The sequence below is a fragment of the Candidatus Brevundimonas phytovorans genome (genome assembly GCA_029203145.1).
Taxonomy (GTDB): Bacteria; Pseudomonadota; Alphaproteobacteria; order Caulobacterales; family Caulobacteraceae; genus Brevundimonas; species Brevundimonas phytovorans.
Genome location: CP119309.1, coordinates 385824 through 410896, shown reverse-complemented (window position 1 = coordinate 410896; position 25073 = coordinate 385824). Strand labels below are relative to the sequence as shown.

Annotated in this window: 25 protein-coding genes; 8 read left to right on the top strand and 17 right to left on the bottom strand. The window is 69.4% G+C overall.

Features of this window, described 5'->3' with window-relative positions; translation table 11 throughout:
• Window position 1 precedes the first annotated feature (1 nt).
• Both P0Y52_02000 and P0Y52_01995 read right to left on the bottom strand, forming a co-directional pair.
• Window positions 2–646, bottom strand: a complete 645-nt coding sequence (locus P0Y52_02000) for a hypothetical protein (protein ID WEK58336.1) — start codon at window positions 644–646, stop codon at window positions 2–4.
• Window positions 647–662: 16 nt separating this feature from the next.
• On the bottom strand, window positions 663–1937 hold the full coding sequence (locus P0Y52_01995) for an acyltransferase family protein (GenBank protein WEK58335.1): 1275 nt from the start codon (window positions 1935–1937) through the stop codon (window positions 663–665).
• 109 nt (window positions 1938–2046) lie between these two features.
• Between P0Y52_01995 and P0Y52_01990 the strand changes: the two genes are divergently transcribed.
• On the top strand, window positions 2047–2919 hold the full coding sequence (locus tag P0Y52_01990) for a LytTR family DNA-binding domain-containing protein (protein ID WEK58334.1): 873 nt from the start codon (window positions 2047–2049) through the stop codon (window positions 2917–2919).
• Window positions 2920–2921: 2 nt separating this feature from the next.
• Here the strand turns inward: P0Y52_01990 and P0Y52_01985 are convergent, their stop codons facing one another.
• Window positions 2922–3137 (bottom strand): DUF4287 domain-containing protein, encoded by a 216-nt coding sequence (locus P0Y52_01985; GenBank protein ID WEK58333.1) that lies wholly within the window; start codon window positions 3135–3137, stop codon window positions 2922–2924.
• Window positions 3138–3263: 126 nt separating this feature from the next.
• Between P0Y52_01985 and P0Y52_01980 the strand changes: the two genes are divergently transcribed.
• Both P0Y52_01980 and P0Y52_01975 read left to right on the top strand, forming a co-directional pair.
• Window positions 3264–4283 carry a UbiA family prenyltransferase gene (locus P0Y52_01980; protein ID WEK58332.1) on the top strand — a complete coding sequence of 340 codons (1020 nt, stop codon included), beginning with the start codon at window positions 3264–3266 and terminating at the stop codon, window positions 4281–4283.
• A 20-nt stretch (window positions 4284–4303) separates the two neighbouring features.
• Window positions 4304–5134, top strand: a complete 831-nt coding sequence (locus tag P0Y52_01975; GenBank protein ID WEK58331.1) for an RsiV family protein — start codon at window positions 4304–4306, stop codon at window positions 5132–5134.
• Between the two features lie 180 nt (window positions 5135–5314).
• On the opposite strand, the gene P0Y52_01970 is transcribed toward P0Y52_01975, so the two are convergent.
• Genes P0Y52_01970 through P0Y52_01960 form a run of 3 tightly spaced genes read right to left on the bottom strand, consistent with a single transcriptional unit; the run spans window position 5315 to window position 6881 of the window.
• Window positions 5315–6241, bottom strand: a complete 927-nt coding sequence (locus tag P0Y52_01970) for an alpha/beta hydrolase (protein WEK58330.1) — start codon at window positions 6239–6241, stop codon at window positions 5315–5317.
• A gap of 35 nt (window positions 6242–6276) precedes the next feature.
• Window positions 6277–6474: a helix-turn-helix transcriptional regulator gene (locus P0Y52_01965; GenBank protein ID WEK58329.1), complete on the bottom strand. Its 198-nt coding sequence runs from the start codon at window positions 6472–6474 to the stop codon at window positions 6277–6279.
• Window positions 6474–6881: a hypothetical protein gene (locus P0Y52_01960; protein ID WEK58328.1), complete on the bottom strand. Its 408-nt coding sequence runs from the start codon at window positions 6879–6881 to the stop codon at window positions 6474–6476. Before P0Y52_01960 ends, P0Y52_01965 begins: the two co-directional genes overlap by 1 nt.
• A 134-nt stretch (window positions 6882–7015) precedes the next feature.
• On the opposite strand from P0Y52_01960, the gene P0Y52_01955 reads away from it, so the two are divergent.
• Window positions 7016–7672, top strand: a complete 657-nt coding sequence (locus tag P0Y52_01955; GenBank protein ID WEK58327.1) for a methyltransferase — start codon at window positions 7016–7018, stop codon at window positions 7670–7672.
• Here P0Y52_01955 and P0Y52_01950 read toward each other — a convergent pair.
• The 4 genes from P0Y52_01950 to P0Y52_01935 form a co-directional block, all read right to left on the bottom strand.
• Window positions 7669–9114: a deoxyribodipyrimidine photo-lyase gene (locus P0Y52_01950; protein WEK58326.1), complete on the bottom strand. Its 1446-nt coding sequence runs from the start codon at window positions 9112–9114 to the stop codon at window positions 7669–7671. The genes P0Y52_01955 and P0Y52_01950 overlap by 4 nt on opposite strands.
• Window positions 9115–9169: 55 nt before the next feature.
• A complete protein-coding gene (locus P0Y52_01945) occupies window positions 9170–9742 on the bottom strand; it encodes an NAD(P)H-dependent oxidoreductase (GenBank protein WEK58325.1) in 573 nt (190 codons plus the stop codon).
• Between the two features lie 75 nt (window positions 9743–9817).
• Window positions 9818–11128, bottom strand: coding sequence for a nicotinate phosphoribosyltransferase (locus P0Y52_01940; protein ID WEK58324.1), 1311 nt, complete (start codon window positions 11126–11128; stop codon window positions 9818–9820).
• Window positions 11129–11132: 4 nt separating this feature from the next.
• Complete coding sequence (locus P0Y52_01935) at window positions 11133–12989, bottom strand: monovalent cation:proton antiporter-2 (CPA2) family protein (GenBank protein ID WEK58323.1); 1857 nt, start codon at window positions 12987–12989, stop codon at window positions 11133–11135.
• Between the two features lie 137 nt (window positions 12990–13126).
• On the opposite strand from P0Y52_01935, the gene P0Y52_01930 reads away from it, so the two are divergent.
• From P0Y52_01930 to P0Y52_01915, 4 genes are all read left to right on the top strand, one after another.
• Window positions 13127–13540: a CBS domain-containing protein gene (locus P0Y52_01930; GenBank protein ID WEK58322.1), complete on the top strand. Its 414-nt coding sequence runs from the start codon at window positions 13127–13129 to the stop codon at window positions 13538–13540.
• 88 nt (window positions 13541–13628) lie between these two features.
• On the top strand, window positions 13629–14207 hold the full coding sequence (locus tag P0Y52_01925) for a hypothetical protein (protein ID WEK58321.1): 579 nt from the start codon (window positions 13629–13631) through the stop codon (window positions 14205–14207).
• 114 nt (window positions 14208–14321) lie between these two features.
• Complete coding sequence (locus P0Y52_01920) at window positions 14322–16724, top strand: ATP-binding protein (protein WEK58320.1); 2403 nt, start codon at window positions 14322–14324, stop codon at window positions 16722–16724.
• Between the two features lie 124 nt (window positions 16725–16848).
• On the top strand, window positions 16849–17355 hold the full coding sequence (locus P0Y52_01915) for a hypothetical protein (GenBank protein ID WEK58319.1): 507 nt from the start codon (window positions 16849–16851) through the stop codon (window positions 17353–17355).
• A 117-nt stretch (window positions 17356–17472) separates the two neighbouring features.
• Here the strand turns inward: P0Y52_01915 and P0Y52_01910 are convergent, their stop codons facing one another.
• The 7 genes from P0Y52_01910 to P0Y52_01880 all read right to left on the bottom strand — a co-directional run bounded on the left by P0Y52_01910 (window position 17473) and on the right by P0Y52_01880 (window position 25028).
• Window positions 17473–18009, bottom strand: a complete 537-nt coding sequence (locus tag P0Y52_01910; protein WEK58318.1) for a periplasmic heavy metal sensor — start codon at window positions 18007–18009, stop codon at window positions 17473–17475.
• On the bottom strand, window positions 18006–18434 hold the full coding sequence (locus P0Y52_01905) for a hypothetical protein (protein WEK58317.1): 429 nt from the start codon (window positions 18432–18434) through the stop codon (window positions 18006–18008). The genes P0Y52_01910 and P0Y52_01905 overlap by 4 nt, the downstream gene beginning before the upstream one ends.
• Before the next feature lie 16 nt (window positions 18435–18450).
• The gene (locus tag P0Y52_01900) at window positions 18451–19023 is read right to left on the bottom strand and encodes an RNA polymerase sigma factor (protein ID WEK58316.1); all 573 of its coding nucleotides are present in this window, start codon (window positions 19021–19023) and stop codon (window positions 18451–18453) included.
• 63 nt (window positions 19024–19086) lie between these two features.
• A complete protein-coding gene (locus tag P0Y52_01895; GenBank protein ID WEK58315.1) occupies window positions 19087–19716 on the bottom strand; it encodes an EF-hand domain-containing protein in 630 nt (209 codons plus the stop codon).
• Between the two features lie 64 nt (window positions 19717–19780).
• On the bottom strand, window positions 19781–22678 hold the full coding sequence (locus P0Y52_01890) for a bifunctional [glutamine synthetase] adenylyltransferase/[glutamine synthetase]-adenylyl-L-tyrosine phosphorylase (GenBank protein WEK58314.1): 2898 nt from the start codon (window positions 22676–22678) through the stop codon (window positions 19781–19783).
• Window positions 22678–24096 carry an ATP-binding protein gene (locus tag P0Y52_01885; protein ID WEK58313.1) on the bottom strand — a complete coding sequence of 473 codons (1419 nt, stop codon included), beginning with the start codon at window positions 24094–24096 and terminating at the stop codon, window positions 22678–22680. The genes P0Y52_01890 and P0Y52_01885 overlap by 1 nt, the downstream gene beginning before the upstream one ends.
• 260 nt (window positions 24097–24356) lie before the next feature.
• Complete coding sequence (locus tag P0Y52_01880; protein ID WEK58312.1) at window positions 24357–25028, bottom strand: response regulator transcription factor; 672 nt, start codon at window positions 25026–25028, stop codon at window positions 24357–24359.
• Between the last annotated feature and the right edge of the window lie 45 nt (window positions 25029–25073).

Below are 25073 nucleotides of genomic sequence, written 5' to 3'. Positions count from 1 at the left end.
CTCAGTCGTCCCCGAACAGACGGCGGTTCTTGTCGACGAAGGCGCGGATGGCCCGGGTCAGCGGCCCGTTCTGACGCCCCTTCAGATAGGCCCAGCCCGCGCCGGCCCCGATCAGGGCGCCGCCCGTGTCGACGATCAGGTCCCACATGGTGTCGACCAGACCCGACTTCTGCGTGTTCAGGCCGAACAGCTGATCCAGGGTGAACTCCCAGATCTCCCACACCGCGCCGATCATGACGGCGAAGCAGAAGGCGAAGAAGGCCACGGTGAAGGGCGCCGCCGTCAGCCGGTTTCCCTTGACCAGCATCAGCATCAGCAAGGACCCGACCAGACCAAAGGCGATCGCCGAGCCGCCATGCAGCACCACGTCCCACCACCAGTAGCGCTCATAGAAGTCCCCCACCTCTCCCAACAGAAGCGTGGCGCACAGGAAGGCGGCGATGGCGCTGACAAAGGCCGTCGGCAGGGTGACGCCGATCCTCTCGCCCACCCAGATCGGAACCAGCGACAGCAGCAGCGTCCCCGCCGCCACAAAGGTGATGCTGAACGCCCCCGTCAGGAACCCGCCCACCGCCGCCCCGATCAGGATGACCCAGGTCAGATACAGGACGATGGGCGGGCGGTTCGGTTGTCGAGGCAAGGTCATCGGCTGGCTCCTGCCGTCAGGGTTCGACGCAGCCTAGGGCCTCCCGGGGTTGGGCTTCAAGGCGGCGCTTTTCCCGGGCCCGCCGCGACGCGGGCTTCACGCCCAGCAACAGACCCAGCCAGCCGGCTCGCCGCGCGATCTCATAGGTCGCGAAACAGCCCAGGAAGGTCCCCGCGATCAGCAGCCCGGCCTCCAGCGGCTGCGGCAAGCCGACGGGCGCCAGATGGTGCGCCGCCACGACGATGATCGTCTGGTGCACGATGTAGAAGGGAAAGACCCCGATCGTCAGATAGCGCAGCACCGCCCCCCCCCGGTTCAGATAACGCGCGCCATAGCCCAGGATGGCGACGATGAAGGCCCATTGGTCGGCGGCGTAGACCAGGCGCATGGCGGCCTTCAACGCCTCGGGCGGCATGGCGTCGTCCGCGCGATAGGTCCAGGCGTAGGCCGCCCACCCCGCCCAGGCGGCGACGGCCAGGATCAGGGCCGGACGGCGCAGCCGCTCAAAGCCCGCCTTCAGGACGTCGGACCGCGCGGTGAGAAAGCCGAACAGGAAGGCGCTGAACGACAGGGCGTGGTTGTACCAGTCGTCGACCAGGGCGTGGGTGATGGGGAAGGCCGGGGCCAGCGCCCAGCGGATCAGGGCCAGCCAGACGATAGGCCAGATCAGCAGCCCCCAGTTCCTGAGCACGCGCTCCGCGCCCGATTGCAGGGCCGGCAGCAGACGCTGACCCAGCAGCAACAGGCTCGCCAGCGCCAGGCTGTAGGCCAGCAGATAGGCGACGAACCACATATGGTTCCACGTCGGCGTGATCAGGCAGCCGTCGTCGCCGCACCAGCCGCCCGACGCCGTGGCGTATTTCGGCCAGAAGTTCTGAAGCATGGGCGAATGGGCCGGATCGGCCACGCCCAGACTCTGAAGGCTCTCGAACACCTGATAATAGCTTTGCGGCGGCACGATCACGAGCATGGCGAAGGCCAGCGGCGGCGCCAGCCGCAGCAGGCGCGACCCGGCGAAGCGACGGGCGCTTCCCGCCCCCTGCCGCGCGAAACCGTCGAACAGAAAGCGCGTCGCCGCCCCCGACACCAGAAACAGCAGGGTCAGCCGCCAGGGACTGGTCAACTGCATCACCGGCTCCAGCGCCTCGACGGGACGCGGGCTGTTCACATGCCATTCCCACGGCACGTAAAACATGCCGACGTGGTAGAGGATCAACAGCATGAAGGCGCCGACGCGGATCCAGTCCAGGTCGTGACGGCGCGTCGGCGGCGGGGATGGGAGAGCGGACATTGGGGGCGACCTTCTGATGAATGAGAATGCGAGGTCAGGGCTCTCATTTCGGCCCAAAGAGGCGCAATCGGCGCGGGGCGTCCGGCGCCGTCGCGGGGCCGACCTGCCGATGTCAGGGACGAACGGCGCGCCCTCGGGGATGAGCGGATGGCGGGCGCGGATGGCGGGGGCGGACCGGCGCGACCTGATCCTCGGCTGGACCCTCATCCTGGGCATCACCGCCGCCTTCATGGTGGTCAATTCGCTGACCGTGCTGACCGATTCCCCCTCCCTTCGCCTCTGGGCGCCCTGGGTGTGGGAGGGGACCAGCGCCCTGTCGCTGGCCCTGCTGATCTGGCTGCCCTGGCTGGCCGCTTCGGCGGCGCCGACCGCCCTGCTGGACGACGGCTGGCGCGGACGCGGCGCCTTCCTCGCCCTGCATCTGACGGCCGCCCTGCTCTACAGCCTGCTCCACGTCGGACTGATGGTGGCCATGCGCCACGGGGTCTATGCGGCCCTGGGCGAGGCCTACGACTACGGCCCGCCGATCCAGCGCTTCGTCTATGAATTCCGCAAGGACCTGCTCAGCTACACCCTGTTCGTGGGCGTCTTCTGGGCGGTGCGCAGCCTGCGCGAGGCGCGCGAATCCCCGATGCGCCCGGTCAGCTTCGACATCCGCGACGGCGCCCGCCTGATCCGCGCGCCGCTGGACGACATCCTGGCCGTGACCTCGGCGGGCAACTATGTCGAGTTCATCCTGGCCGACGGCCGCCGTCCGCTGATGCGCGCCACCCTGGCCGCCGTCGAGGTCGAGCTGGAACGCTGCGGCTTCGTGCGCACCCACCGCTCCTGGCTGGTCAACGCCGCGCGGATGAGCGGCCTGCGCCCCGAAGGCTCGGGCGACTGGACCGTCGAGCTGGGATCGCTGGAAGCCCCCCTGTCGCGCCGCTACGCCCCGGCGCTGGACCGGCTGAAGGCCGAGCGCCCCGGCCCGGTCGCCTAGACCTACTTCAGCCCGTCTTCCGCCAGCGTATGCGCGACGATGGCGTTGGCGTGGCCGTGGCCCATGTCGTGCTCGTTCTTGAGCAGGGTCACCAGTTCCATGTGCTTGGCCGGATAGCGGGCGCGGACCTCGGCCTTCCACTCACTGATGGGCCGTCCGTACTTCTTCTCGATGGAGGGGAAATAGGACGCAGGGCCCGTGATCGGCGCTTCGGTCATCGGCGGCTCCCTCCAGTTTGAAACGCCACTAAGCGCAGCATGGCCGTGTCGCGCAATGGCCTTCGCATGACGCCGGTTGGACGCAGCCCCTTCACCCGCGCCCGCCTCAGGGTCTAAGACCCCTGCATGAGCACAGCCCCGCTTCCCGACGCCGCCCGCCAGAACTGGGTGGACCGCTACGCCCCCGAGGGGCTGAAGCCGTGGCTGAAGCTGGGCCGCTTCGACCGGCCCATCGGCACCTGGCTGCTGCTGCTGCCCGGCTGGCAGGGCATCATGCTGGCCCTGAACCAGTACGGTCGCCCCTTCGGCGGCTATGAGCTGTGGCTGATCGCCGGCTTCGCCATCGGGGCCTGCCTGATGCGCGGCGCCGGCTGCGCCGTGAACGACATCGTCGACCGCGACTTCGACGCCCAGGTGGCCCGCACCGCCCTGCGCCCCATTCCGGCGGGCCAGATCAGTGTCAAGCAGGCCTGGGCCTTCGTCGCCGGTCTCAGCCTGATCAGCCTGTGCATCCTGCTGACCATGAACCTGATGTCGGTGCTGCTGGGCGCCCTGTCCCTGGGGCTGGTCGCCGCCTATCCCTTCATGAAGCGCATCACCTGGTGGCCGCAGGCCTGGCTGGGCCTGACCTTCAACTGGGGCGCCCTGCTGGGCTTTGCGGCGGCCACCGGCGGCCTGTTCTCGCTCGGCTGGCTCTATGTCCTGGAGGTCCGCGCCAGCGGCGACGCCTACTGGATGGCCGAGGGCCTGAACCAGATGGGCAACCTCGCCCTGTCGGCCCTGCTTCTGTACGCAGGCGGCGTCTTCTGGACCCTCGGCTACGACACCATCTACGCGCTTCAGGACATCGAGGACGACGCCATGGCCGGGATCAAGTCCTCGGCCCGTCGCCTGGGCGCGCAGGTCAAACCCGGCGTCGCCGTCTTCTACGCCCTGGCCGTCCTGCTGGCGGGCGCCGCCGGTTTCGTCGCCGGTCTCGGCCTCGTCTTCTACCTCGGTCTGGCCGCCTACGCCCTGCACCTGGCCTGGCAGGTCAAGGCGCTGAAACCCGAGGACGGCGTCCTCTGCCTGCGCCTGTTCAAATCAAATCGTGAGGCGGGATTGATCCTTCTGGCCGCCATCGCGTTCAACGGCCTAGCTTTATGATCTCGCCTAAGGAGTCCGGCATGATCCCCTCGCGTTCCGCTCGCATTCTTCTCGTCACCGTCGCCGTCGCGGCCTCGCTCGCCGCGTGCCAGCGCGCCGAGAAGAAGACGGCGGAGGCACCGAAGCCCGCCGCAGCCGCCTCGGCGGAAGGCCCGCTGAAATACGAGAGCGCCACCCCCTACGCCAAGACCAGCCTGACCCTGCCCGAGGCCATCAAGACCCAGCCCGAACTCTACGCCGCCCTCTATCGTCAGGAAGTCGCCGACCTGGCCAAGTACGCCGAGGGCGCCCAGGCCGACCGCACCGAGGCCGGCGGCGAAAGCGCCATGGGCCCCTATGAGAAGACCATCGTCTATGGCGATCCGGTCCAGACCGGCCGCCTGTTCAGCGCCATGCGCACCGATTTCGACTACTCGGGCGGCGCCCACCCGAACACGGTGGCCACGGCCCTGCTGTGGGACAAGACCGAGAAGCGCCGCATAACCCCCGACGACCTCTTCGCCAAGGGCGCCGACCTATCGTCGCTGGAACGCGCCCTGTGCGCCGCCGTCAACACCGCCAAGAAGGCCCGCCCCGGCGCCACCCCGGTCAAGGTCGGCGGCGACACCTGGTCCTGCCCGAAGCTGAAGGACCTCGCCATCGTCCTCGCCCCCGGCGATGCGGCGGGCAAGGCCGGCGGCCTGACCTTCCTGCTCGACGCCTATGCCGTCGGTCCCTACGTCGAAGGCGCCTACTACCTGACCCTGCCCGCCTCGGCCTTCCAGACCCTGCTGGCCCCTGCCTACGCCGCCGAGTTCGGCGGCCAACCGCTGAAGACCGGCGACGTCACCAACGACCTGCGCCCGAAGTAAGAGTTGGCACACGTCCCTGATCCTCCCCCGTTCACGGGGGAGGGGGACCGCCGCAGGCGGTGGAGGGGGCGGAAAACAGGCTGGCGGTCAGAGAACAGGAGGGCGGCGCCCATCGCTCGCCCCCTCCACCGCCTGCGGCGGTCCCCCTCCCCCGCTCCGCAGGGGAGGATCGCTCAAACCTCAATCCGCCAGAAACGCATCCACCAGCCCGTCCAGCCGCTCCGGCTGATCCGTCATGATGAAGTGGCGGCTGTCGTCCACGCGCACCAGCTTCACCCCCGGCAGGGCCGCATACTCACGTTCCCAGACCGCGTCGGCCAGCGCCGCCGGCGCCCCGCCGTTCGCGTCCGCCGCATAGACCGCCCAGACCGGCGTCGTCATCGCCGCCAGACCGGGCCGCGCGTCCGTCGTCATCACCTCGCGCATGGCCGAGGCCATGGCGTGACGGTCAGAGGCCATCGACCAGTCGACCATGGCCGGACGCGCGCCTTCCGTCTTCATCAGGCCGACCGCCGTCTGTTCCTGCTGCTGGCGGAAGTCCGCCGCGTCGGCGCCGAGGATCGCCGCCGCCGCCTGATCGGCGAAGGGCCTGGCCCCCTCGACCGTCGCCGTCGGCCCGAACATGGCGCTGAAGAAGGGCAGGCTGTCGACGCTCATCACTCGCCCGACCGCCTCCGGGTGCTGCTGCGCCAGCATCAGTCCAGCCAGTCCGCCCATGGAATGACCGATGACCGCCGGCTTGTTCAGCGTCTTGGCGTAACGGGCCAGCTCATCCACCGCCGGCTGAACAAAGGCGCCGTCGCCATGGCTCCACGGCTCGCCGGCAAACCCCGCCAGTTGAACCAGATGCACCCGGTGCGTCGCCGCCAGCCGCTGCGCCAACGGTCGCCACACCTCGCGCGAGGAGGCGAAGCCGGGGATCAGGATGACGTCCGGCCCCTGGCCGATCACCTCGACCGACAGCCGGTCCGAAACGAAGGCGGGCGCTTCGGCGCGCGCCGGTTCGGCATGAGCGGTCGAGAAGACGTTGCCGGCGGCCAGGGCGACGACCGAGGCCAGCAGGAGGGCGCGCAGGGTCGAACGCCCGTTCAGACGGTGATGCAGCATGGCGATATCCTTGTAAGGTTAAGCTGACAAAAGCGTCAGGCGTGCGGGTTCTCGAACACCTCTTCCACCGGCCGCGCGAACAGGGCGGCGATGCGGTAGGCGAGGTCCAGCGAGGGGTCGTGCTTCTCGGTCTCCAGGGCGTTGACGGCCTGACGCGAGACCCCCAGCGCCTGACCCAGCTGTTCCTGGGTCCAGTTGCGCTCGACGCGCAGCAGTTTCAGCCTGTTCTTCATCAGTTCGACGACCGCAGCATGGGCGCGACGCAGCCGAAGATGGCCCAGAACAGCGGATAGATCAGCCAGCCCTCGGCGTGCGGCGCCCCGGCAAAGCTCTCGCCAAAGCCCCAGGCGCTGAACAGCGTCATGGCCACGCCCGCCGAGACGATGAACTGCTTGGCCGTCACCGCCCGCACATATTCGTCTGAGTCGCGCATGAAGCTCAGGGTCGCCCAGATCTGCCCGGCGATCGGCGCCGAAACCGCCAGGGCCAGGACCCAGGCGGCGGGCTTGCCCTGGATGGCGTCAAAGGCCCCGCCGATGGTCGCCAGCATGACAGCGACATAGCCGCCCATGAAGGCCATGGTGCGGACCACATAGCGTCGGCCGGCGGGGGTGTTGCTCTGCTTGCCCATCGTCAACATTGGAAGGCGCTCCTGACTGAATGTAAGGACTACCTTACATCGCGCTCATGTCATGTCAACCTGACTTTTCGTCAGGCGCGCCTGACCTTGAATCTCGCCTCGCGCCGAACGCTCTTCTGCCCTAGACACCGCCCATGCGCCTGACCCCCGCCAACGCCCCCGACTTCATCGCCGCCAACACCCGGCTGCAATCCGTGCCGCACGCGCCGGAGATTTCACTGTGGCTGGCGGACGAGATCACGCCCCTGTGGCGCCTGACCGAGGAAGAGCTGGGCGCCATGGGCCTGCCCCCGCCCTTCTGGGCCTTCGCCTGGGCAGGCGGGCAAGCCCTGGCCCGCTGGCTGCTGGACCACCCGACCGAAATCGTGGGCAAGCGCGTCATCGACCTGGCCACCGGCTCCGGCCTGGTCGCCGTCGCGGCGATGAAGGCGGGCGCCGCCTCCGTTCTGGCTGCCGACATCGACCCCTTCTGCGCCGCCGCCGTGGCCGCCAACGCCCGCTCCAACGGCGTCGAGATCGCCTTCACCGACGCCAATCTGCTCGACGCCCCGCCCCCGCCCGCCGACCTGATCTGCGCCGGCGACGTCTTCTATGAAAAGCCGATGGCCGAGGCGGTCCTGACCTGGCTGAAACAGGCGCAAGCCAATGGCACGCGCGTCATCGTCGGCGATCCGGGCCGCACCTACTTCCCCAAGTCCGGCCTGACCCTGCTGGCGGAATACACCGTCCCCACCACCCGCGAGTTGGAGGATCAGGAGGTCAAACGCTCGCGCGTCTGGTCGCTGGACTAGTCGCCACGACTGGCGCTGACCGTCTTCAGCGCCGCCAGCGCCCGCTCGCGGCCCTCGACATGATCGACGATGGGCCGGGGATAGGTCGCGCCCAGCCGCACGCCTGCCTCGCTCAGCACCATAGGCGGCGCCGTCCACGGCGCGTGGATCCAGCGATCCGGCAGGCGCGACACCTCGGGAACCCAATGCCGCACATAGCGGCCCGTCGGATCGAACTTCTCGCCCTGAACCACCGGGTTGAAGACGCGGAAATAGGGGGCTGCGTCCGCCCCCGACCCTGCCACCCACTGCCAGTTCTGCACATTGCTGGCCAGGTCGGCGTCGGTCAGACAGTCCCAGAACCAGGCCTCGCCTTCGCGCCAGTCGATCAGCAGGTGCTTGATCAGGAAGGAGGCCGCCACCATCCGCACCCGGTTGTGCATGGTCCCCGTCGCCCACAGCTGGCGCATCCCGGCGTCGACCAGAGGATAGCCCGTCCGCCCTGCCTTCCACGCCGCCAGCCCCGCCGGATCGTCGCGCCACGGCATGGCGTCATACTCGGGCCGGAAGGCTCGCTCGGGCAAGGTGGGGAAGTGGTGCAGCAGGTGGGCCGAGAACTCGCGCCAGCCGATCTCGGCGACGAACTTCTCCGCCTCCGCCGCCGGAACCCGACCCTCGGCCGCCGCCGCCCGCGCCGTCTGGATCGCCCGCCACGGACCGATCTCGCCCCAGTGCAGATGCGCCGCCAGACCGCTGGTCCCGGCCCGATCCGGCCGGTCGCGATCCGTGGCGTAGGTCTTCAGGCCTCCCGCCACAAAGGCGTCCAACGCCGCCCTCGCCCCCGCCTCGCCCGGCGTCCCGACAAAGCCGGCGGACCAGTCGGGCCGGACCGGATGCAGACCCCAGCTCTCGATCGTCTCGCTCGTCACCCCGTCCGGAATCGTGATCGCCTCAGGCGCGTCCAGCCCCGCCGGAGCCTCGGCGGCGCTCAGCAGGGCCTTCAGGAAGGGCGTAAACACCTTGTAGGCCTGACCTGACCCGTTCAGCACCCCGCCTGGTCGGCACATCAGAGCGGCGTTGAAGCCTCGGCACTCGACGCCTTCCACCTTCAGCCCATGGGCGATGTCGGCGTCGCGGGCGAAGGCCTCGGGCTCGAACAGTCGGTTCATGAAGACCTGATCCGCCCCGGTCTCGGCGATCAGGCGATGCAACTCGGCCTCAGCATCGCCGCGCCGCAGGATCAGCCGCCCGCCGCGCGCCTTCAGCGCCGCATCCAGCGCCCGCAAGCTCTTGTCCAGCCACCAGCGCGAGGCCGCTCCAATGGCCCGCCCCTCCAGCCGCTCGTCCCAGACATAGACGGGCAGCACGCGCCGCCCGGTCGCCATTGCCTGATGCAGGGCCGGATTGTCGGCCAGCCGAAGGTCGCGGCGGAACCAGAGGATGACGGGCGGAGAGGATGACAAGCGACGGTCCTGACTGGGGTCTAGCCCCCGAATACGGTCCCGCGCCCCTGCTGGATCAGGCGTCTCGCGGCAAGACGGTCAGCACCCGCGCCATGAACTGGTGGAAGGCCTCCATATAGTCGCGCAGGAACTGCTCGGTCTCCGGCACGCTGACATTGCCGTCGTCGTCGATCAGGCCCGGCTTGAACTGGATATAGGCCTCGGGCGCATTCATCTGCGGCGCCTGCAGGAAGCCCAGGATGGGCCGCAGCACCTGCTGGCCGACCGCCGTGCCGATGGCGCCCGGCGAGGTCCCGATCACCGCCGTCGGCTTGTTGGCGAAGCTGTTGGTTCCATAGGGGCGGCTGGCCCAGTCGATGGCGTTCTTCAGCCCGCCGGGGATGGAGCGGTTGTATTCCGGCGTCACGAACAGGATGGCGTCCGAGCCCTTGATCGCCGCCTTGAAGTCATTGGCTGCGGCCGGATAGTCGGCGTCGTAGTCGTAGGAATAGAGAGGCAGGTCCGCGAACGAGATCTCGTGGAACTTCAGCTTCTCCGGCGCGACCTTGATCAGGGCCTTGGCCAGCTTGCGGTTGATCGACGCCTTGGCCAGGCTGCCGATGATGTATCCGACGTTATAGGTGGTCATGACGCGCCTTCGTGGCTGAGACGACGCCGACCGTCGCCTCTGGCGAAATGCCCTGTCAGGCGCCCCGGTTCCCCTTCAGACCGTGACCGCCTGCCGCCCTCGCCCCGCCTCGCCGAAGACCCGCAGATAGCGTTGGATCTCGGCCCGCTCGCCGGTGGCCTTCTCGACATTGTCCGACAGCTTGACCGCAGAGCGCCCGCCCGCCCGCGTCACCTTGCAGACCAGGGAGATGGGCGTCAGCTCCGGCATGGGCGCCGGGGCGCAGTCGCGGAAGTCGTTGGTCAGATTGGTGCCCCAGCCAAAGCTGGTCCGCACCCGCCCCTTGAAGTGGGCGTGGGTCGCCTCGATCGTATCCACGTCCATGCCGTCGGCGAAGACCAGCAGCCGCTCGCGCGGATCACGCCCCTGCGCCGCCCACCAGGCCAGGATCTCCTCCCCGCCCTCGATCGGCGGCGCGGAATCGGGCCGGAACCCCTTCCAGTCGGCCAGCCAGTCGGGCGCATCGGCCAGAAACGCCCTTGTGCCGAAGGCGTCCGGCAGGGCGACCAGCAGATTGCCGTCATAGGTGGCCCGCCACTCCTCCAGCACCTGATAGGGCGCCCGACGCAAGGCCGCGTCGTCGTCCCCCGCCAGGGCCGCCAGCACCATCGGCAGCTCGTGCCCATTGGTGCCCACCGCCTCCAGATCATTGTTCATGGCCAGCAGAACGTTGGAAGTGCCGATGAAGGCGCTCCCCAGCCCCTCCTTCAGCGCCTCGACGCACCAGCCCTGCCACAGAAATCCATGCCGCCGCCGCGTGCCGAAGTCCGAGATCGACAGCGGCTCAAGCCGCCGCAACCGCTCGACCTTGCCCCACAGCCGGGTCTTGGCCCGCGCATAGAGGACGTCCAGCTCGAACCGCCCCAGCCGCCACAGGGCCCGGCGGCTGCGCAGCTCGTTGAGGATGGCCAGGGCCGGGATTTCCCACAGCGTCACCTCGGCCCAAGCGCCCGAGAACTCCAGCCGAAACTGCCCGTCCGCCCCGCGCGACAGGTCGTAGTCAGGCAGCCGATAGTCCGCCAGCCAGGCCAGGAAGTCGGGCGTGAAGATCGACTTCACCCCATAGAAGGTGTTGCCGCCCAGCCAGATCAGCTCGCGGTTGGTGAAGCGCAGCGTTCGCGCATGATCCAGCTGCGCCCGCAGCTCCGCCTCGTCCACCTCCTCGGCCAGACGCACGCTGGTCGTCCGGTTGATGACGCTGAACGTCACCGGCACGTCGCGATGCCGACGCCAGATCAGCTGCAACATCAGCAGCTTGTAGAAGTCGGTGTCCAGCAGGCTGCGGACGATGGGGTCCAGCCGCCAGCCATGATCATAGGCCCGCTTGGCCAGGTCGACGCTCGGCATGGCCTCAATCCGCCTCGTGCTCGATCACCGCCTCGGGCGGGGCCTCGCTCTCGTTGACCAGCCGCCCTTCACGGGTCGGCTTGATGTAGGGCTCGGGCTGCGGCGTCACCGCGTTGCCCCGCATCAGCGACCGCCCGGCCGTCAGTCCGCCCGTCAGTTGCAGGTCCAGTCGCGCGGCGTCGCGACGGCGCACCTCGGCCACCGTGTCCGCCGCCTCGTCTTCCGACACGCCCAGATCGACCAGCACGGCCTCGCCGAACTTCAGCGCCGATTCAAAGGTTTCGCGGATGTGATAGTCGACGCCTGCCTCGATCAGGCGCAGCGAATGCCCCCGGTCAAAGGCGCGCACGAACAGCTTCACGCCCGGGAACTCGGACTTGACCAGTTGCACGATGCGGTCGGCAGCCTCGGGTTTGTCGACGCAGACCAGCACCGCCTCGGCCTTGCCCGCGCCCGAGGCCCGCAGCGTGTCCAGCCGCGTGCCGTCGCCGTAATAGACCTTGAAGCCGAAGTTGCCCGCCGCCTGGATCATCTCCACGTCGTTCTCGATGATCGACACGTCCACGTCGCGCGCCAGCAGGGGCTGCGACACCACCTGGGCGAAGCGGCCGAAGCCAATGATCAGCACCTGACCGCGCAGGCCCTCGGCGGCATCGACGCCCTCGGCCTCTTCCGGCGACAGACCCGCCTCCTTGGGCAACCAGCGCTTCATCGCCAGGGTGGTCAGCGGCGTCAGGGCCATGGACAGGATGACGATGGCCGTCAGGGCCGCGCTGGCCTGACCGTCGATCACCCCGCCCGCCGCCGCCGCGCCATAGAGGACAAAGGCGAACTCGCCGCCCTGCGCGAACAAGGCCGCCCGCTCGATCGCCTCATGGTGGCGCGCCTTGAACAGCCGCGCCACGACATAGATGACCAGGGCCTTGACCAGCATGAAGGCCAGCAGACCCGCCACGACGATGCGCCAGTCGGCAATCACCACCCCGATGTCCAGCGCCATCCCGACCGACAGGAAGAACAATCCCAGCAGGATGGCGCGGAACGGCTCCACGTCCGCCTCCAACTGATGCCGGAAGGTCGAGTCCGACAAAAGCACCCCGGCCAGGAAGGCGCCCATGGCCATCGACAGGCCGACCTCGTTCATGATCCAGGCCGTGCCCGCGACCACCAGCAGGGCCGCCGCCGTCATTACCTCGCGCCCGCCGTTCCGGGCCAGGAAACGGAAGGCCGGATTGATCGCATAACGCCCGATGACCAGCACCCCGGCCACCGCCGCGACCGCCAGGCCAATGGTCTGCCACAGGGGCGTGGCGCTCTCACTCGCCGTCCCGACCGAGGCCGCCAGAATGGCGACAATGGCCAGCAACGGCACGATGGCCAGGTCCTCGAACAGCAGGATGCTGACCGCCCTCTGCCCCTGCGGCGTCGGCAGGTCGCCGCGTTCTTCCAGCATCTGCACGATGACGGCGGTGGACGACATGACGAAGCCCATGGCCCCGACGAAGGCCACCGGCGCCGACACCCCTGCCGCCATGGCCGTCAGCGTCAACGCCAGACCCGCCAGCCCGACCTGGGCCGCGCCCAGGCCGAAGATCTCGTTCCTCATCCCCCACAGGCGCTTGGGCCGCATCTCCAGACCGATGATGAACAGGAAGATGACCACGCCGAACTCGGCGACGTGCAGGATGACCTCGGGCTCACGGAACAGGGCCAGGCCGAACGGGCCAATGGCCGCCCCGGCCGCCAGATAGCCCAGCACCGAGCCGAGCCCGATCTTGCGAAAGACCGGCACCGCCACGACCCCCGCCGCCAGCAGAGCCGCCACATGGCCCAGATCCAGTCCCGTCGTCGCCTCGGCCATCGCTCACCCTTGCCTCAAACCTGAGCCGCCATTGTGGGCACGAACCGTCGCGATGGCGAGCCTCGTTCGCCCCGCGCCGGAACCAGCCCCCGGCCGAGGGGTTCCAAGGGCCAGATCCGAACCGGCTGGAGATGCCCATGAAAATCCGCGACGTGATGAGCAAGGACGTGCAGGTGGCCCGTCCCAACGACACCCTGCAAGAAGTCGCCGCCCGCATGGCGGCGGGCGATTTCGGCTTCATCCCCGTCGCCGACGGCGACAATCTGGTCGGGGCCATCACCGACCGCGACATCACCGTCCGCGCCGTGGCGGCAGGCGCCGCGCCCAACGCCCGCGTGGTCGAGTTCCTCAGCCGCGACGCCCTCGTCGTCCGCGCCGACGACGACCTCAAGGTCGCGCTGGATCTGATGAGCTCGCGTCAGGTGCGCCGCCTGCCCGTCGTGGACAAGGACGGCCGCCTGGTCGGCGTCGTCTCTCTGGGCGACCTGTCGACGCGGGTGAAGGAAAAATACGCCGGCGAGGCCCTGGAAGAGATTTCGCGCTCGTCCTGAACCGCCTTTACCGCTCGCTAACCACGAGACGGAACCCGACGATAACGGCTGGCGCGCCATGCTGCCCCTTCGCAGGGGAGATTTCGGCATGGCGCGCGCACAGTTCCAGAAGGGCCAGAAGGTCTGGGTCGAGAGCGTCGGCGCCTGGGCGCAGATCGAAAAGGTCCTGCCTGTCTGGGCCAAGGGCTTCGATGAGCCCGTCCGCATCACCTACGAGGTCGGGCTGGGCCGCGAATTCCAGGCCGCCGAACTGCAACTGCCGACTGAGGACGCCGCCGCCACCGTCCTCGGCGACTGGCGCATCCTGCGCGCCCGCAACAAGTGGCAGGAACCGGCCGACTGCGCCCACCACCCCTTCCCCGGCTCCTATCCGGTGGTCGTGACCGACAAGGCCGACTGGGGCGGCTGGCGCGTGCCGGGCGCCGAGTATGACCGCGATCCTGAGCGGATCGAGTTCCAGTCGCGCCTGATCGCCGCCGCGCCCGACCTGATGGACCTGGCCCGCGAGCTGATCGAAACAGTGTCTGAGGCCCCCGACGACGCCCCCCCGGAAAGCCTGCATCTGGCCCGTCGCGCCCGCGACATCCTGCGCCAGATCACCGACGCCCTGGCCGCGCCCGGCGACGCCTCGCGCGCGCAGACCGTCGTCGCCGAAGACGCCGCCTGAGTCTTTCCTGCATCTACTCGCCCCTAAGGTGAAACCACCGCCACGCCGGGCCTCGACAGGAATCCGCGACGCAGCCTAGATTCTCGCCTGCTGTTTCAGGATGAGAGGGTCGGCTTGCAGGGCAAGGAGCGCCGCAGCTATCAGCCGGGCCGTCGGGCCTCGGACCAGACCACGCGCGGCCACCTGCCGTGGGTGCGCGCCCTGCTGCTCGCCGCCGCCCTCGTCATCACCGCCTACGCCCTGCTGGTCATCCGCGACGACAGCCGCCCCCAGCGCGAAGCCGACGCCGTCCGGGTCGAGGCCCTCCGGCTGGACGCCCGGCGCGCCGCCGGCCAGGTGGCCGCTCGCCTCGCCCTGACCGACAGCGCCCTGAACCTGGTCGCCCGCGACCTGGCCGAGCATCCGGCCCAGGCCATCGAGGCCCTGGACCGCGCCCGCGTCGTCGCGCCCCAGGCCAGCTTCGTCATCACCGATGCGGCCGGACAGGTCCTGGCCGCCGTCGGCGGCAAGACCGAGGCCTCGAGCCGGTCCTCTTCCGCCTACGCCCTGCACGACGACGCCCTTCTGATCCGCCGCCCGCTCAAGGACGGACGCGCCGTCGTCGCCCGCACCCCCCTGCCCGCGATCAAGGCCGAACTGGACGGCGCCAGCCTCACCGTCGTCGCCGCCGGGCAGGCGCCGTCCGAGGCTGAGGCCGGCGCCATCCGCCCGGTCAAGGACGCCGACGGACGGCTGCAACTGCGCGCCGCCGCCCCTGTCGGCGCCTCCGGCCACGCCGTCGTCGCCGCCATGCCCGCTACTGGCGGCCTGTCCGCCTGGCTGGATGACGCCTGGATGCTGGCCGCCCCCCTGCTGCTGGTCCTGCTGATGCTGGCCGTGCTGGCGGTGCAGAACTGGCGTCAGACGCGCGCCGGCCGTCAGTGGGCCGACACCGAGCGCCGCTTCCGCGTCGCTGTCGAGGCCGCCCGCTGCGGCGTCTGGGAATGGGATCTGGCGCGCGGCGAGGTGGTCCTGTCCGACTACATGGCCGCCATGCTGGAGGTCGAGCCCGGCCTGGCCCTGACCACCCAGGCCCTGATCGAGAAGGTCCATCCCCGCTATCGCGAAACCCTGGTGGACGCCCTCGACAGGGCCGCCGCCGACGGCGTCTTCGACGTCACCTTCCCCGTGCCGCTGAAGGGCGGCGGCATCCGCTGGATCGACGCGCGCGGCCAGTCGCGCCAGCCGCGTCGCGACGCCGGCTTCACCAGCCTGCTGGGCGTGGCGCTGGACATCACCGAGGCCCGCCGCTCCAAGGCCCAGGCCCAGGCCGCCGAGAACCGTCTGCGCGACGGCATCGAAAGCGTCTCGGACGCCTTCGTCCTGTTCGACCGCAAGGGCCGGCTGATCCTGTGGAACCAGGCCTTCCAGGACGCCTTCGCCTTCCCCCCCGGCGTGGTCGTGCGCGGCGCCCAGAAGGACGCCCTCAATCAGATCGCCGCCGAAGCCATCAAGGCCGAGCACCCCTCCGCCAGCGGTCGCGCGGGCGTGCGCGAGGTCGAGCTGAAGGACGGTCGCTGGCTGCAGATGGCCGAACGCTTCACCGGCGACGGCGGCACCGTGGTCATCGCCGCGGACATCACCGTCATCCGCCGTCAGGAGGCCGAGCGCCGCCGCGCCGCCGACGAACTGCGCGGCATGGTCGCCGCACTGGAGGACCGCGAGGCCAAGCTGTCGCTGCTGGCTCGCAAGTACGAGGTCGCCATGACCCGCGCCGAGGCCGCCAACCAGGCCAAGTCCGAGTTCCTGGCCAACATGAGCCACGAACTGCGCACCCCGCTGAACGCCATCAACGGCTTCTCCGAGATCATGGCCGGCGAGATGTTCGGCCCCCTCGGCGACCGCCGCTACAAGGGCTACGCCGCCGACATCCACCAGTCGGGCCAGCACCTGCTCAGCCTGATCAACGACATCCTCGACATGGCCAAGATCGAGGCCGGCAAGCTGACCCTGCACTATGAGCCCGTGTCGCTGAACGGCCTGTGCAACGACGCCATCCGCCTGATGCGCGGCAAGGCGATGGAGTCCGGCCTGACACTCGGCCTGGTCGCCCCCGACGCGATTCAGATCGAAGCCGACCATCGCGGCCTGAAACAGGTGCTGCTGAACCTGATCTCCAACGCGGTGAAGTTCACGCCCGAGGGCGGCGCCGTCACCGTCACCGTCGCGGCCCAGGACGCCGACCATGTCCGCGTCTCCGTCACCGACACCGGCATCGGCATCAACGCCGCCGACCTGGACCGCCTGGCCCAGCCCTTCGAACAGGTCGAGGGCCAGCACTCCAAGACCACGCAAGGCACCGGCCTGGGCCTCGCCCTCACCAAGTCCCTGATCGAACTGCATCGCGGCCAGATGACCATCGAAAGCGAACCCGGCCACGGCACCACCGTCTGGTTCGACCTCCCCATCCACGCCCCCGAAGGCGCCATGGCCCCCGCCGGCGCCCCCGTCCAGCGGGTTCAGTCGCAAGCGGCGTGAGCATACCCTTCCGTCATCCCGAACGCTGGCTCGCTCCGCGAGCTGAAGATCCGGGATCCAGGCGGCGACGCTTGCCTGAACATCGCCAGGAACGAGCGCAGATTGCCCGCGCTGAACGTCCGCCTTGCAACTGACGCCCAAGATCGCCAATCGACCCTTTGCGGACATCAAATCGGATGTCTATCAGTTGCATATAGAAGTCGGGTCTGGCTGCCTTGGAGGAGTAATCTTGAGAAAGGTGTCTGAGGGGGATGTCATCGCTATTCCAACCGCTAGTATGGTTGGTGTCGCGAAAATTCTATTCGTATCAAAATACTTCAAGGACATGATCCTGATTAGGTTGCTATCAACTCGCTTCCTCTCGGTGGAAGCGGCGCGATCAGCAGATCTCAAAGGCTTCCAAGAGTTGATCTACACCGCAGTGGATCCGATCCGTAAAGGACGCTGGGTCGTTGTCGCGCATCAGTCGGTTTCCGATGAAGAGCGCGCTATGAGCAAGAGGACATCCGGTGGCGAGGTGTGGCTTCAAGACACACACTTGGGGCCTGCGTCGGATACTGACCTAGCCACACTGCCCAGAATGCTCGTTTTTGGAAGCGGGCTCATCGAGAAACGGGTGAGCCAAGGCTGATACGGATGTCCGCTTTCCACCCATTGCAGCTTTCAGCATCCGGTTTTGGTGCTCAGCCCTGCTGCCTACGCCTGGATCCCGGATCAGCCCGACGGCCGTCCGGGGTGACGGACAAGATTACGGGCGGACCGGCGCCTCTGCCGGCGCCGCCACCACAGGCGCGACCGGCTTCTCGGCCTTCTCGGGCTTGCGCGCCTCCCGCTTCGGCTTGTGGCGCGACAGGATGGGGGCCAGGGCCTTGCGGTCGGCGGGGCTCAACTGGCTCAAGGTTGCGACCGCCCCGGTCTCCAGCCGCGAACGACCGCGTGCCTCCGAGGCCCGCGAGCGTTCCAGCAGGGCCGCGACCGCCACCGGGTCAAACCTCTCCCCCTCGGTCAGGGCGATGGCCTCGCGCCGCGCCGCCCGCGCCTCCTCGAAGTCGGGCCGCGCCTGCATGGCCGAGGCCCGCAGTTGCGCCTTGACCTGATCGCGCACCGCCGGGTCCATCCGCTCGACCACGTCCCAGACCGGCTGGCTGCGTCCCGGCTTCTGCGCCTCGGCGACGCCTTGCTCGACCTTGTCGCGGGCCACCCAGACGGCGCCCCCCGCCGCCAGGGCGAAGATGTTCAGGGCGACCGACACGGCCAGGGCGATCTTCAAACTGCGCGACGTCATCCGCCCAGAACCTCCGTGTCGTCCGCACTGGTCAGACTGGCTTGATAAAGCACCGCGTCCGCCTGGACGTCGGCGGTCAAATGGCTGGTCAGGTTGACCCCGAACACCACCCCGGCGCAGGCCGCCGCCGCCCAACCGGCGCCCGACAGCCAGGCCAGAGGCCCGATGGCCCCGCGACGACGCGCCTTCAGCCCCGCCCCTGCGGCGCTGGCGATGACCGCTTCGCGCAGAGCGTGCGACGCCGCCGGTCGCGGCGCGGCGTCCAGCAGGGCGTCCAGCCCGTCGGCCTCGGCCAGCAGGCCCGCCGCGCGCGGGTCCCTCGCCAGCAGGGCGCGCGCCGCCTCACGCTCGCCCTCGGGCCAGCGCCGCAGGTCGCCGCCATAGGCGTCGGCCAGATGTTCAAAACGCTCGTACGTCATCGTCATGGTTCCAGCCCCCGCCTTACCCATTCGCCGCTCTTGCCGCATTCGGCGCCATATCGGCCAGCGCCGTCCGCAAGGCCCGCCGTCCACGCGACAGCAGGCTCTCCAGGGCCTCGACGCTGACCTTCATCAGCTCCGCCGCCTCGATATTTCCCAGTTCCTGATAGTGACACAGGACGATGGCCTCGCGCTGCCGCTCGGGCAACTTCGCCAAGGCCGCCTCGACCCGCGCCCCGGTTTCCATGGCCAGCAGGCCCCGGTCCGGCGCCGGCCCGTCATCAGGCCGGTCGGGCGGCGCCTCCGTCGCGATCTCGCGCCGTCGTCGCAGCCGATCATAGCAGAGGTTCAGCCCCACCCGGTGCAGCCAGGTGTCGAACTTGGCCTGACCCGGCGTCCAGCGCGGCGCCTGACGCCAGGCTCTCAGCATCGCCTCCTGCGCCACGTCCTCAGCCTCCGTCGCATCGCCCAGCATCCGCTGCGCCAGCATCAGCATGCGCGGCAGCTTCCTGGCAACCATGGCCTGGATCGCCGCGGGGTCGCCCTGACCCACGCGCCGCACCAGTTCCTCGTCGGGGTCGGCGGTCTTCGCCAATCCAGCCTCTTTCGCCGTTCACGAAACGGGCCGACGGCTGCACCGCCTTCCCCGACATCTTCCTTACTCCGAAGCGGGCGTCGAAGGCGACGCCGCAGGGGCCGACTGACGCCGCTCCTGACGCTTCTCGCGCATCTCGGCGCGCCGCGCCTGCATCCCTGCGCGACGCTCTTCGCCGGTCAGCGTCCCGTCACGGTTCGCATCCAGCCGCGTGAAGGCGTCGGTCGCCTTCTGCTCGGCCTCGGCGATCACGATGGGGAACCGGCCTTCGCCGTTGCGACCCATGCGCTGGGCGCCGCGATGCATCCCGCCGCGATGACCGCGACCGGCGTGTTCAGCACGCGGGCCGCGCTCGCCGCGACCGGCACGCTGGCCGTCGGCGCGCGGCGCCTCGAACTCGGCGCGGCTGATGGCGCCGTCCTTGTTCGCGTCCAGACGGTCGAACATGGCGGTGCGGCGCTCGGCGCGCTTGGCCTGACCGGCGGCGCGCATTTCCTCCGCCGTGACCGTGCCGTCACGGTTGGCGTCGGCGGCGCGCAGACGCTCCACCCGGCGCGCCACAAAGTCCGCCTGCGTCACCGGCTGAGCCGTGGCGCGCGCCGAACGTTGCGGCGCAGCCGTCTGGGCCGCAGCCACGCCGCCGAACACCGTCAAAAAGGCGATAGCGGCCACGCCGCCAAGGGTCTTGTTCATCTCGATGGTCTCCACGGGCCTTGGCCCGAAAACATCCCTGTCGAGAGATCAAACGCCGCCCGGATCAGTTTCCGTCGCGACCGGAGTCCACCACCACCGGCAGCGCCGCCTCAAAGGCCCGCCGCGCCCGCAGCCGCAGATCGATCAACTGCGCCTTCAGCGTCTCGAAGTCCGCGGCCCCCACCGTCGCCGCCAACCGCTGCTGGAAGCCCGCCGGCTCCGCGTCCGGGTCGCCCTTGTCCTCAAAGGCGCAGGCCATCAACTGCCCCAGTTGCTGATGCGTGCGCCAGCTGTCGGCCAGGACCGGATCGTCCTTCAGCGCCTCCAGCGTCGACACGGTCAGCGGCTCGCCCGCCGCCGCCGCGCAAAGCTGGCGGTACTGGGCCACGAACTCGGCGTCGACCTGCGCCCCTGCCGACAGCTTCAGGTCCCAGAAGCCCTTGGGCCGCCGCTCGCGGTCCATCAGGTCGCGCATCGCCCGCACGTCACGCGCCACGTCCACGCCGGGACGCGGCCGCCGCAGCGCCGCCTCCAGCGTCGCCTCGACCCGCACACCGAAGGCCTCGTCGCTGGCCCAGACCAGCCGCCCGCGCGTCAGGGCCATGAACTCCCAGGTCTCGGCCTCGGTGGCGTAATAGTCGTCCAGCGCCTCCAGCCGAACCGACACAGGCCCCTTGGACCCGGTGGGCCGCAGGCGCATGTCCACCTCATAGAGCCCGCCCTCAGCGGTGTGCGCCGACAGGGCGGCGATGAACCTCTGGGTGAAGCGGCCGTAGAACAGATCCGCGCTCCAGCCCTTGCCCGCCGAGACCGCCTCGGGGGCCGCGGCATAGACCGTCATCAGGTCCAGGTCCGACCCCGCCGTCATCTCGCGCGACCCGGCCTTGCCCAGGGCCACCACGGCCACCGCGCCCTCGAACGCCCCGCCCATCCGCTCGGCCTCGGCCAGAGCCGCCGGCGCCAGACCCCTCATGCAGGCGTCGGCCAGCGAGGTATTGGTCAGCCCGGCTTGCTCCGCCGTGGTCCGCCCGGTGACGACATGCATGCCGATGCGGAAGGTCTGCTCCCGGTGCAGGCGGCGCACGGCGTTCATGGCGCCTTCGAAGTCGCCGGCCTCATGCGCCTCGCGCACCACCTGGTCGGCCAGACCCGTGTCGGTGCCCAGCGCCGTCAGGAAGCGGGCGTCCAGAATGCCGTCCAGAGCCTGCGGCTGACGGCCCAGGGCCCGCGCCAGACGCGGCGCGAAGGCCATGACCCCGACCACCAGATCGAACAGCTTCGGCTGGTTCAGGAACAGGGCCTGCACCTGAACCCCGGCGCTCAGGCCGGAAAAGAAAACCGCGAACCGCCGAAAAGCCGCATCCGGCGCCCCCGTCTTGGCCACCGCCGTCAGCAGTTGCGGGGCCAGGCGCGTGAACAGCTCGCGCCCCCGCGCCGTCCGCGTCGCCGGGATGCGCCCGTGGTGCCAGCTGCGGATCGTGTCCGACACGGTCGCGGGCTCGGAAAAGCCCATGCGCTTCAGGGTCTCCAGCGTCCCCGGATCATTCTCGACCCCGGTGAAGACCAGACTGCCGTAGGGGGACGACAGCTCCTCGCCGCCCTCGAACAGCTCGCCATAGCGTTGGTTGACCCCGACCAGCAGGGCCTCGACCCGCGCGTCAAAGGCCGCCAGATCGCTGGCCCCGTCCAAGGCCGCCACATCGGCCCGGCGCTCGGGATCGACCGGCAGGACGTGGCTCTGCTCGTCGGCCAGCATCTGCACCCGGTGTTCCAGCCCTCGCAACTCGACATAGGCCGCCGCCAGTTCGTCGCGCGCCTCGACCGAGACATGGCCGCGCTCGGTCAGGGCGTCCAGCGCCTCCAGCGTCCGCGAGGAGCGCAGCCCCTTGTCGCGTCCGCCGAGGATCAGTTGCTGGGTCTGGACGTAGAACTCGATCTCGCGGATGCCGCCGCGCCCCAGCTTCAGATTGGCGCCCGCCGCGTCCAGCCCCTCGCCGGTCTTGTGGACATGGATCTGTTTCTTGATCGACTGAATGTCGAGCACGGCCTGATAGTCCAGACTGCGGCGCCAGACGAAGGGGACCAGGGCCTTCAGGAAGTCCGCCCCCTCGCCCATGTCCCCGGCGCAGACCCGCGCCTTGATGAAGGCCGCCCGCTCCCAGTTCTGGCCGACGGATTCGTAGTAGGCCAGGGCCATGGGCGCCGCCACCACCGGCGGGGTCGAGGACGGGTCGGGCCGCAGCCTCAGGTCGACGCGGAAGACATAGCCGTCCGCCGTCCGCTCGCTCAGCAGACTGGCCAGACCCTGCGCCAGCCGGTTGACGAAGCTCTGCGCCTCCACGCCCTCGCCCAGGGCGCTGGCCAGCGCCTCCGGCTCGAAGAAGAGCGACAGGTCGATGTCCGAGGAATAGTTGAGCTCGAACGCCCCGCCCTTGCCCATGGCCAGGACGAAGAGGCCGGGCACCGGCCCGCGCGGATCATCCGCCGCCGAGATCAGCTTGCCGCGCCGCCTCTGGTCGTGGGCCAGACAGCGCAGCGCCGCCTGGGCCGTGGCGTCGGCGAAGCGCGACAGGGCGCCCGTCACCGCCTCCAGATCCCAAACCCCGCCGAGGTCCGACAGGGCCGTCAGCAGATGCAGTTCCGCCTTCAGCCAGCGCAGCGGCGCCCTGGCCTCGTCCGCCGGGCCGTCGATGGCCTCGGTCGCCGCCAGGATTTCAGCCAGCCGCGTCTCGGGCGCCGTCTCCAGAATCTGTCGCAGCCGCTCGGGCCAGCGCCGCGCCAGCCCGGCCAGATAGGGCGAGGCCGCAAACACAGGCTCCAGCGCGCCCCAGGCCCCGTCCAGCGTCGCGCGCCAGCCGTTCGCCTCCGCCGCCTCGACCAGCCGCTCATGGATGCGGCCCGCCGCCTCCGCATGGCGCACCGGCCCGCACGGCTTCAGCCTCGACCCCAGCGTGTCGCTCATCAGGTCGCCGTCCCACTGGCTGGGGGCAGGACCAGGGCCACCCGCAGCCCCGGTCCCTGCCCGCCATAGGCCCCCGGCCCCTCATCCAGCTGCACCCGCCCGCCGTGGGCCTCGGCCACCGCCGTCACCAGCGACAGACCCAGACCGGACCCCGCCTCGGTACGGCTGTTATCCAGCCGGACAAAGCGTTGCAGCACCCGCTCGCGGTCCTCGTCCGGCACGCCCGGCCCGGTGTCGGTGACGGAAAACTCGATCTCGCCCGACGACCGCCGCCGCGCGCGGAACTTCACCGCCCCGCCCGACGGCGTGTACTTGATGGCGTTGTCGATGATGTTGGCGAGCGCCTGCGCCAGGAAGGGCTGGTTGCCCTCGATCATCAGCCCTTTCTCGATCTCGGAAGAGAACTCCAGCCCCTTGTCCTCGCCCGAGGGTTCGTAGAGCTCGGCCATGTCAGTGGCCAATTCAGCGGCGTCGAACACCTTGGGATCGGGCGCCCCGCCCGCCTGCAGCCGGGCGATGGCCAGAACCGTGTTGAAGGTCTTCAGCAGGACATCCGCCTCGTCCAGCGCCACGCCCAGGGCGTCAACCCCCGACACCTTGCCCGCGTCGGCGTCCATCAGCGCCACCTCCAGCTTGGCCCGCATCCGCGTCAGCGGCGAACGCAGGTCGTGGGCGATGGCGTCCCCGGCGTGACGGATCGAGGCCATCGAGGCCTCCAGCCGGTCCAGCATGGTGTTCAGCCCCTGGCCCAGTTCGTCCAGTTCGTCGCCGGAATGGGTGACGGGGGCGCGCACCTTCAGGTCGCCCTCCTGCACCGCCATGACCACGCGGTTCAGCCCGCTCATCGACTTCTCGACCCGGCGGCTGATGACCAGACCGCCGCCGATGCCGAGGATCAGGACCATGATCATGGCCCCCCACAGGGCCTGGGTCAGGCGCGCCAGATAGGCTTCGATGTCGCCGATGTCCTCGCCGACGAACAACTGCTCGCCGCCCGCCAGCGGCATCTCGACGCCAATGGCCTGACGCTTGCGGACGCGGCCTTCCTCGTCGGTGTCGGTCAGGCGGAAGTCGTCCCAGCGCCCCCCCTGCACCGCCGCCCCCGGCTCCAGCGGCGAGGTCGAGATATTGCCGGTGATCGTCTTCCGGTCCTTGTCCATCAACAGATAGAGGTAGGACCCGCCCCGCAGCGTCCGGTCCACCAGGGCCTGGTTCAGGGCATTCACGCCGCGCGTGCGGTAAACCGCCGTCAGGGCCTCGACCTCGGCCCGCACCCCCGCCTCGGCGCGCGCCCGCGCCTCCGACGCCGAGGCCACATAGACATAGGCCAGCACCGCGCTGGCCGTCGCCACGAACAGCGCCAGAAACAGCAGCGTCAGCCGAAACGGCGTCCGCCGAAAGAGGGAAGGCAGTTTCATCCTCTTTCTCCCCCCCCTTCATGGGGCGGGTGGTCGCACCCTTCTAATCCTCCCCCGTTAACGGGGGAGGGGGACCGCAAAGCGGTGGAGGGGGCGGCTGCGTCCGCGTCCTCTGCCCTCTTTGCGCCGCCCATGCATCAAATCCCAAGCGGGGCGTCTGTGGTCGCCCCTTCCACCCCGCTTCGCGCGGTCCCCCTCCCCCGTAAACGGGGGAGGATAAAAACCACCCTCCCCATGAAGGGGAGGGAGAAAGTCTGGCCCTAAGCCTCCAGCCGGTACCCCGCGCCGCGCACGGTTTGCAGCATGGCCCGATCAAAGCCCTTGTCGATCTTGGAGCGCAGGCGGCTGATGTGGACGTCGATGACATTGGTCTGCGGGTCGAAGTGGTATTCCCACACCTTCTCCAGCAGCATGGTGCGCGTCACCGACTGGCCGGCGTGGCGCATCAGGAACTCCAGCAGCTGGAACTCGCGCGGCTGCAGGTCGATCTCGGCGGCGCCGCGATGCACGGTGCGGGCGATCAGGTTCATTTCCAGATCGCCGACCTTGAGCACGGTCTGCACCCCGCCCGTCTCGCGACGGCGCGCCAGGGCCTCAACCCGGGCGATCAGTTCGGCGAAGGCATAGGGCTTGACCAGATAGTCGTCGGCGCCGGCCTTCAGGCCCGTGACCCGGTCCTCGACTTCGCCGAGCGCCGACAGGAACAGGACCGGCGTCTGATCGCCGCCCTTCCTCACCGTCTCGACCATGCCGACGCCGTCCAGACGCGGCATCATCCGATCCACGACATAGACGTCGTAGCCGCCCTTCTGCGATTCCAGCAGGCCGAAGGCGCCGTCTACGGCGTGCGTGACCTCGTGCCCGGCCTCGCTCAGGCCGCGCACCATCGCCGTCGCCGCCTCGGCGTCGTCCTCGACCACCAGAATACGCATGGACCCCTCCTGAATACAGATTCGGCGGCGATGTTAGCGCATCGC